Origin of the sequence: Sphingobium sp. (assembly GCF_003248505.1) — a bacterium.
GTDB lineage: Bacteria > Pseudomonadota > Alphaproteobacteria > Sphingomonadales > Sphingomonadaceae > Sphingobium.
The window spans coordinates 1-7,496 of sequence record NZ_QFOA01000110.1; the positions used below are offsets into that span (position 1 = coordinate 1).

The window sequence follows — 7,496 nt, forward strand, 5'->3', positions numbered from 1 at the left end:
CGGGTGGCTTGGACATGCGCGCCCGCCACCCGGTCGATGAAGCTCGACCGGCTCGTGTTTCAGGAGGTTTCCACGCCTCCACCCGCGTCTCCGCAGGTGTGCGCACGCTACCCGCAAGCCGTTAAGAAAAGCAACAAGCCGACAGGCACACCGGGGATCAGCCGATCTTGACGCCCCGCCAGTCCCGTTTTTTCCGCAGGTGGATGGGCCGCTTGGCCGCTGGTGGGTGCATATCGCGATCGGTCCTGTCGGCCAGCAGCGGCGTCGATCGCTCCTCGATGAGGGCGCGCAGCCGAGTCCGCCCGCGTGCGATGCGGCTCTTGAATGTGCCTGGGGCAATGCCGAGCTGCGCCGCGCCATCCTCGATGGACACGCCCTGGCTCGCCAGCAGCACCGCCTCGCGTTGGTGGGGCGGAAGCTCGCTGAGCGCCCAATCCGTATCCCGCAGCCAGACGGCGAGGCTCTGGGTCTCGTCCACCCGTAGCATGCGGTCGCGCGCCTCTTCGGGCAGGTCGGCATGAAAGCGGGCGCGGCGGCGACCGGTGAGAAAGCTGTTCTTCATCACGGTCCGCGCCCAGGCGGCGAGGCTTGTTCCCGCCGCGAAGCTGGCGCGCGCGGTCCAGCACCGGAGCATGGTGTCCTGCAGAAGGTCGTCGGCATCGGCGCCGCCTCCAGTCAGTCGCCGCGCATAGGCGCTTAGCGCCGCCGCCTGCTCGATCAGCGCTGCTCCGAACGCATCATCGGGCATGGCGATCGGCAAGGGAACACGGGCAGGCACATCGGGCGGCATCTCATTCTCCGGGCAGGGCTCTCCTGCCCTCAAGATATAGGTGTAGGCGTTTGCAATCATAGCGGCGTCTGCTCGCAATCAGCCGCATTTCCTGCTCACGCTATCTGCCACCGATGGGTGGCATTCTGCTCAAATTATCGGCCAGTGCGCTCGCCATCATCCGGCACTGCTTGCAAACGGGGCGTTGTGCTCACGCTCCTTGCCAACGGGTTCTCCAAACCCGTCGCCGGTAGGCGCTTTTGCGAAGCGGGTTTCCAGAACAGTTTTGATACGCGGCGGCCGCAGAAATGCGTTGCGGTCATGGCCGGTCGGCAAGATCGTCAGAAAGGAAGGTTTTTGCGAACAGCGGACGGCGCATAGAGCGGGCACAGATATACGCTTGCGATCGAACAAGCGCGAACCGCGCCGCTCGTGATCGTCCCGATTGGGATCGGGAAATGGGAATGCCAAAGGTTTCTTGAAACTCGGCAATGTGAGAATGTCAGAAAAGCTAGCACGATCGATCTAGCCGCTTGACGATAAATCGATCTAGGTAGATTTAGTGCGCATGTCTCGAACACGTGCGCTCTCACCCCATGCCCGGATGGTCCTTGCCGTCCTGCTCGATGCCGGTGGCCAATGGTCACACGGCTATGAACTGGCCCGCCTCGCCGATGTAAAATCCGGCACGCTCTACCCGCTCCTGATCCGCCTGGAGGCGCAAGGCTACCTTGAGGCAGAATGGCAGCAACCGGCGGAAGGGGGGCGACCGCCCCGGCACGCCTACCGGCTGACGGCGACCGGCGTGCAGCTCGCCCGCGCCAATCCTCCCGGACATGCGGTGCCACCGGCCGGGCAACGCCGGGAGGCGACGATATGAGCGCCGGCCTTCGCCGCGGTCTGGCCGATCTTGCGTGTCGTGCCCTGCAAGCGACGCTGCCCCCTTCGCTACATTCGTGGGGCTGGGCGGTCCGTTGCGAGACTGCTGGCATCCCGGACGACACTAAGGCGCTTCTGTTCGCGCTCGACAGCGTGTGCGGGCTCATGCCCCGCGCAGTCGCATCGCATCTGCTTCATCCCTTCGCCTCGCTGATCGGTGATGGCGCTCCGTTCTCCGAAGGATCGACCTCCATGACAGTCTTCGACGCCGCGATGCGTCGCCCTCGCGCCCTTGGTATTGCCTGCGCGGTCGGCGCGGTCGGTCTTGGCCTTGCCCATATGGTGATCGCGGGTGCGCCGACGCGCTATCTCGGGGTCAACGTCGGCGCATTGGCGATCGGCCTGACGATGCTGGCGCTGATCGGCCGCACCGCGCCGGTGGGACGGCAATGGTCGGGTGGTGCCATCCTCGCAATGGCGGGCGCGCTGCTCGCAACTGCACTCGCCGGCATCGAGGTCGACGGCGTATCGCGCTGGGTAAGAATCGGTGGATTTGCCCTCCAGCCCAGCCTGATCCTGTTGCCGCTGATGATCGTTCTTTTCTCGCAAGCGCGTAGCGTAGCCGCTACCGCAGGCATCATCATCGCCGCTGCTGCGATGGCGCTGCAACCCGATCGGGCGATGGCTGGGATGCTCGTTCTCGGCCTCGCGACGCTCGCGATCCTGTGCCGCGACCGGCAATCCATCGTGGCGCTCGCGGCGAGCGTCGCCGGCTTCGTTGTGACGCTCGCTCTCGCCGATACGCTGCCCGCGGTCCCCTATGTCGAGCGGGTCTTCACCTCGTCGTTCGATGCTCACGCCGCTGCCGGTCTGGCGGTGCTGGGTGGCTCCGCGCTGCTCCTGGTCCCGGCGATCGTGGGTTGGCGACGCGATGCCGGCAACCGCGCGACCTACGCCGCCTTCGGTGCTGTCTGGCTCGCGGCGATCATGGCGGCCGCCCTCGGCAACTATCCGACGCCGATCGTCGGCTATGGCGGCAGTGCGATCATCGGCTACGCATTGAGCCTGCTGGCGCTGCCGAAACGGGCCGGAGTCCATGCCGGCGCTTCGTCCCGAACACGCGGCGAGGCGGACAACACGCTGTCCGACCGCCATCTCCTCGTCGGACTGGCCTGATCGCATGTCGGCTTCCACCGCAACCAGCAAGCTCCGTCGCACCATCCGGCTGATGACGACGCGGCCCTACCGGTACTGGCTCATCGCGGCGCTCCTCGTCGCCCTGATCTACTATGCATGGGGCGAGGTCACTCGAACCCGTGGCGCTCAAAAGGTGTCGTTCCGCCCGGCGGAGGAAACGTGCGGCGCGTCCGGGTCGCTCCGCTACTGTGTCTATCGTGATCGGCGGGGGACGAATGGCGACGTCGTCTACCATATGCACGGTCGCAACCTCGACGAGCGCATCTGGAACGACGACACCTACATGACGGCCCTGATCCAGTCGGAATGGCAGCGCCGCCCCGAGCTGCCTCCCACCGTCGTGACGCTATCCTATGGTTCGACCTGGCTGCTGACCCCCAAAGGGGAGAAGTCCGACAGCGGGCTGCTGGACGACCTGATGACCCGTCTGCCAGCGATCGAAGCGAAGATCGGGAGTCCGCGTCGTCGCTTGCTCATGGGCGAGTCGATGGGTGGCCTCAACGTCCTGATCGCCGGCATGTCCTACCCGTCGCGGTTTGCCAAGGTCGCGGCGCTGTGCCCCGGCGTCTATGCGATCTCGCCGTTCGCATCGTTTTCCACGATCCGCACGACGATGCAACGCACGGGTGCGAACCCCGAGAATATCTTCGGCGTGTGGATGATGGCACGAAAGTATGCGGCGAACGATGCCGAATGGCAGCGCGTCTCGCCACTCGCGCTGATCGAGCGGGCGGACCCGGCCTATCCGGCGCTGTATCTGTCGAACGGGCTGTACGATGCGTACGGTAATTTCGAGGGGACGCAGCGGCTTGCCGACATGGCCCGCAAGCGCGGCGTCAAGACGGAGTGGCATCCGCTTTATGGCGGGCACTGCGCGACGGACGTGGCGTCGCTGGCGGCATTCCTCTTGTCCTGAGCTTTCCCGCAAAGGAAGGATGATCGGGACGGCTGACGTTCGCGAGGCACGCTGGACGGCAAGGAGGCAGCCGTTTTCCCAATATATGTTCCCGATTGCTCTTTCCCGAAATGGCCTCTTGGAGACGGAGAAATGGGACGGTCCAGCGTATGAGCGGAACCCGCCGTTGGCATTCACCCGCAACGGATAATGTGAGCAGGAACCTTCGATTGCGAGCAGCGCCGGATGATGGCGAGCACACTGGCAGCTAATTCGAGCAGGATGCCTCCCGCCAGTGGCAGATAGCGTGAGCAGGAAATCACTCCGATGGCGAGCAGACGCCGCTATGTTTGCGAGCGGCTACATATAGGGGGTGCGAGCCGCCGATGTTGCCAGCCAGACCGCTTCAAGGCCCGCTTCGTCCCGTCTCGGTCGATCGGGGCTGCGCGCGTGCTATGGGGCTTCCATATCGCAATCGGAGAGAGACGATGGAGCGCCTGTTTCCGCGCGCCTTGATAGCGTGCATTCGTGAGGCTCGGCCGCCGACGCCGCAGGAGCTTGCATCGATGGCCGAGAAAATCTGGCGCGAGGCTTTTCCAGAGCGTCCATTTCGACACGCGCGCGCCATGACCATCGCCGCCGTAGCGCTCACAGGCGAACGCCAGACGTGCAAGGGACCGCCGGCATCCTGTCCCGCTGAACCATTTCCAGCTAGAATGCGGAGCGCTACGGTCGGCCGATGGTCGCCAGGGCTGTCGTCCAGGAGAGGATGCGCCGCTTGAGCCGGCAACATGCTGGCCGTAGCACGGCCGGTTTCTTCAAGCAGCCGACGTGGCGGTGGCGGCTCAAACCTCGGTAGGCACCAGCTCGTAAGGCACCCCGATCCGGGTTTCGGCCGTGCCGCGCCGCCGCAGGGTCGCGGCAATGTGGCGGTCGGCCGCCGCGCGATCGGCGAAGGCGTGCCGCTGGGCTTGGCCGTGTGCGCCGATCCGGCCCCAGCGGGTTTCTACAACGATCATGCCGAAAAGATCGAGGCTTGCGGTGATGCTGTAACGCCGGCGGATGTTGCGCGCCGGGTCGATCGCCACCAATTCGATCGGCTCGGGCAGGGACAGGTTCGCGCCATTCATGGCGCGGAGCCTACGAAATAAGCCTCTCCAAGTCCGGCGACTTTCCTGAATCAATGGCAAGCCGGTGATTCAGGAAATCGATGGTTCCTCGAAGCGTTACCGCGTCTGCGGGCTTGCGCGATGCTTCTGGCGCTGTTCGAGCCAGGTGGTGAACGCCGACTGGGTGCAAACGTCCAAGGGTTCATAGGTGCCCGGCGCAACACGCCGAAACAGCATGGGGCCGGTCCGAACGGCGCTTCGGCTGAGAGAAACCTGGCAGCTATTCCCGGCCATCCCGCACCGGCCACCTATGTTCATCATCGGATTGGTACGGATGCTGATTGGTCCCGAGACGCGGCCCTTTGTGACGCTGATAACGCGCGCGGGGCGGCTCTGCTCGATCTTATGCCCGGGCCTGAACCATAGTCGCGCTCGTCCGTCCGACCCGCACCAGAAACTGCGCGGTGCCGTCACCGGCGCCCGCCCTATCTCCAACTCACCAACAAGATCGGCTTTGGCGAACGCCGCGCGCGCCGCTGCCTCGATATTGTCGGGCAGGATGCAGGAGCACGCCATGGCGGGCGTGGACGCACTCAACGCCGCACCGGCCAGAGCCGTTCCGATCGCTCGCGATAGCGACACCATCATCATACCGGGAGGCTACGCCCGCACGGCTGAACGGAGCATGGCCTGAGTGCGCCTATGGAATCGCTGTCGGATCGGCGATGCGCCCGAAAAACAGCACCGCGCCGCTCTTTCGGTCTCGCAGGGTGGCAAGGAAAGGACGATCGACCACCATCTCCGGCACCTGAGGCTCTATCCGCGCACTGGTCACGACGATCTTGACTGCGGTTGCCGCCGCCGCCTCGGTGCCCTCCTCATCGATGCGCAGGAAGGTCGCGTGCGCCACGTCATCGATCGCGAGGCGCACACCGCTGGCGATCCCCGACAGGTCCGCACGCTGCTGATCGAAGGCGCTTGGCATGCCCGCTGCGATCAGCGCTGCCTTCACGCTCTCATCGAACCTCGCTTCGAAGCGGGGCAGAACGATACGCATCTCGCGAGCCTGCTCCGCTGACAGGTCGAAACGATCATTGCCGCCCTGCTCGCCGGCGAAGAAATCGACACCCTTCAGCTCACGCTCCCAGCGGCGCAGGGTCGCCGCGTCACGCGGCAGGAAAATCTCCATCACGAAGCCATCGCCGCCATAAGGCAGCGCGATTGCCTGCCCTTCCCGGGTCTCGCGATAGTCGAACCGGCCAATCCGCTTCATCATCGTGATCGGGATGCGCGAGCCGTCGCCACGAGTGAAGGTCCGCGTTTCCGTCTCCTCGAACGGCACCTGCCACTTCGCCTTGAAGTAAAGCGCGTTGGTCAACACAGCGGCAGTGTCATCCCCGAAGCCGCTCGGAGAGACGATCTGCGAAATCCTGCCCCTCGTCTCGCGCGAAACCCAGCCATTGATCCGCTCGGCTGCTTCGGCAGGGTTTCCGGCATAATCGACTGTTTCCGGAGCCACTCCGAAGCCGGCATGCGCCTCGGCGACATACTCGTTCCGGATCGGCAATCCCTTCGCCAGCCACAGCGCGTTCGCGATGCCGAGCGTGGTATCGGCATCGCCGGTGTCGGTGAGCTGCGTATTGTAGGACTTGATGAGCGCAGGGACGTTGCGGGCCGAATCCCAGCCAAGCGCGTGCCCGATCTCCTCGCGTGTGCCGCCCCGCGCGCCAAGATAGGCGAGCCCCAGGCCCTGCGACAGGCTGACTGGGGAGATGAACAGATTAGCATTTGCATCGGCCGCCGCTGCCAGGTGCGGGTAGACCTTGGAGGTCATCACCGCCGCGCCATAGGTCAGCCCCCAAGGCGTGATCTCGCCGCTTCGCTCCGACTGCCCGGCGGGAGGCGGGCCGATATTGGAGGCCGGTTCGCTCGTCGCACAACCACCAAGCGCGAGGATGGCAAGAAGCGGGAATGACAGGGCTGCTTTTGGCATGGCTGCTCCCTAGAGGCTTGGCTGCTGATCGTAGAAATCGACCTGCATCCGCATGGCTCCGAGGGGTTCGACGAAATGCGGCTGTTCCGGTAGAACAAGCCCTGGCCGCTCAGGTGTAAGGATCACCTCCGAGGCAGGGTCGAGATAGGTGAGCTTCAATCTCCCTTCGATGACCCGGATCACGCCCCACACACCGGCCTTGGTGCGATGCTCGGAGCGCAGGGCAGCGGGCAATGTCACCTCATCGAATATGGGCGTCGAGCGGTAGGGAAGCACCATTATTTCTCTGCTCCTACTTGGATCGTGCATCGCACCGGCTGATCCGCCTTCCTTGCGGTCTGCCGGCATCCTTCGATCTTTTCTCGATTGTCGCGCAGCAACCTGTCGACCGCGACAATCGCCTCCCAGCTCGGCCGCGATGCGCTCGCCATAAGATGCTGCCCGGCATCCCACGGTGTCGTCTCGGCAAGAACCCGCGTCGCCATGCGTTCGGGCCATTGCCAGCTCGCCGGTGCGATCTCGCGCGCGACCATACCGGGCAGGAAGGACCAGAGCAGGATGCCGATAAGCAACCCGCCCAGCCCGAACCATAGTTGACGGTTCTTTTGATCCCGCGCCGTCAGCGCCGATTGAACGACGGTGCGCAGCTCGCGC

Annotated in this window: 9 protein-coding genes; 4 read left to right on the forward strand and 5 right to left on the reverse strand. The window is 64.7% G+C overall.

Going from position 1 to position 7,496, the window contains the following annotated elements; genetic code table 11:
• Nucleotides 1-157: 157 nt before the first annotated feature.
• Nucleotides 158-850 (reverse strand): sigma-70 family RNA polymerase sigma factor, encoded by a 693-nt coding sequence (locus DI606_RS18730; RefSeq protein ID WP_293985374.1) that lies wholly within the window; start codon nt 848-850, stop codon nt 158-160.
• 487 nt (nt 851-1,337) lie between these two features.
• Between DI606_RS18730 and DI606_RS18735 the strand changes: the two genes are divergently transcribed.
• Genes DI606_RS18735 through DI606_RS18745 form a run of 3 tightly spaced genes read left to right on the forward strand, consistent with a single transcriptional unit; the run spans nt 1,338 to nt 3,761 of the window.
• On the forward strand, nt 1,338-1,649 hold the full coding sequence (locus DI606_RS18735; RefSeq protein ID WP_293985375.1) for a PadR family transcriptional regulator: 312 nt from the start codon (nt 1,338-1,340) through the stop codon (nt 1,647-1,649).
• On the forward strand, nt 1,646-2,824 hold the full coding sequence (locus DI606_RS18740) for a hypothetical protein (protein ID WP_293985376.1): 1,179 nt from the start codon (nt 1,646-1,648) through the stop codon (nt 2,822-2,824). Before DI606_RS18735 ends, DI606_RS18740 begins: the two co-directional genes overlap by 4 nt.
• A 4-nt stretch (nt 2,825-2,828) precedes the next feature.
• Nucleotides 2,829-3,761 (forward strand): alpha/beta hydrolase-fold protein, encoded by a 933-nt coding sequence (locus tag DI606_RS18745; protein WP_293985377.1) that lies wholly within the window; start codon nt 2,829-2,831, stop codon nt 3,759-3,761.
• A gap of 824 nt (nt 3,762-4,585) precedes the next feature.
• Here the strand turns inward: DI606_RS18745 and DI606_RS18750 are convergent.
• Entirely contained in the window at nt 4,586-4,870 is a 285-nt protein-coding gene (locus DI606_RS18750; RefSeq protein ID WP_283407163.1) for a WGR domain-containing protein, read from the reverse strand.
• Nucleotides 4,871-5,363: 493 nt separating this feature from the next.
• Here DI606_RS18750 and DI606_RS18755 point away from each other — a divergent pair, with 493 nt between their 5' ends.
• The gene (locus tag DI606_RS18755; RefSeq protein ID WP_047867207.1) at nt 5,364-5,543 is read left to right on the forward strand and encodes a hypothetical protein; all 180 of its coding nucleotides are present in this window, start codon (nt 5,364-5,366) and stop codon (nt 5,541-5,543) included.
• Between the two features lie 6 nt (nt 5,544-5,549).
• Here the strand turns inward: DI606_RS18755 and DI606_RS18760 are convergent, their stop codons facing one another.
• The 3 genes from DI606_RS18760 to DI606_RS18770 form a co-directional block, all read right to left on the reverse strand.
• Nucleotides 5,550-6,842, reverse strand: a complete 1,293-nt coding sequence (locus DI606_RS18760; protein WP_239659618.1) for a serpin family protein — start codon at nt 6,840-6,842, stop codon at nt 5,550-5,552.
• 9 nt (nt 6,843-6,851) lie between these two features.
• Nucleotides 6,852-7,121: a DUF1971 domain-containing protein gene (locus tag DI606_RS18765; RefSeq protein ID WP_047867206.1), complete on the reverse strand. Its 270-nt coding sequence runs from the start codon at nt 7,119-7,121 to the stop codon at nt 6,852-6,854.
• On the reverse strand, nt 7,121-7,496 hold a 376-nt coding region (locus DI606_RS18770), incomplete at its 5' end, for a DUF6118 family protein (RefSeq protein WP_293985387.1). The genes DI606_RS18770 and DI606_RS18765, both read right to left, overlap by 1 nt.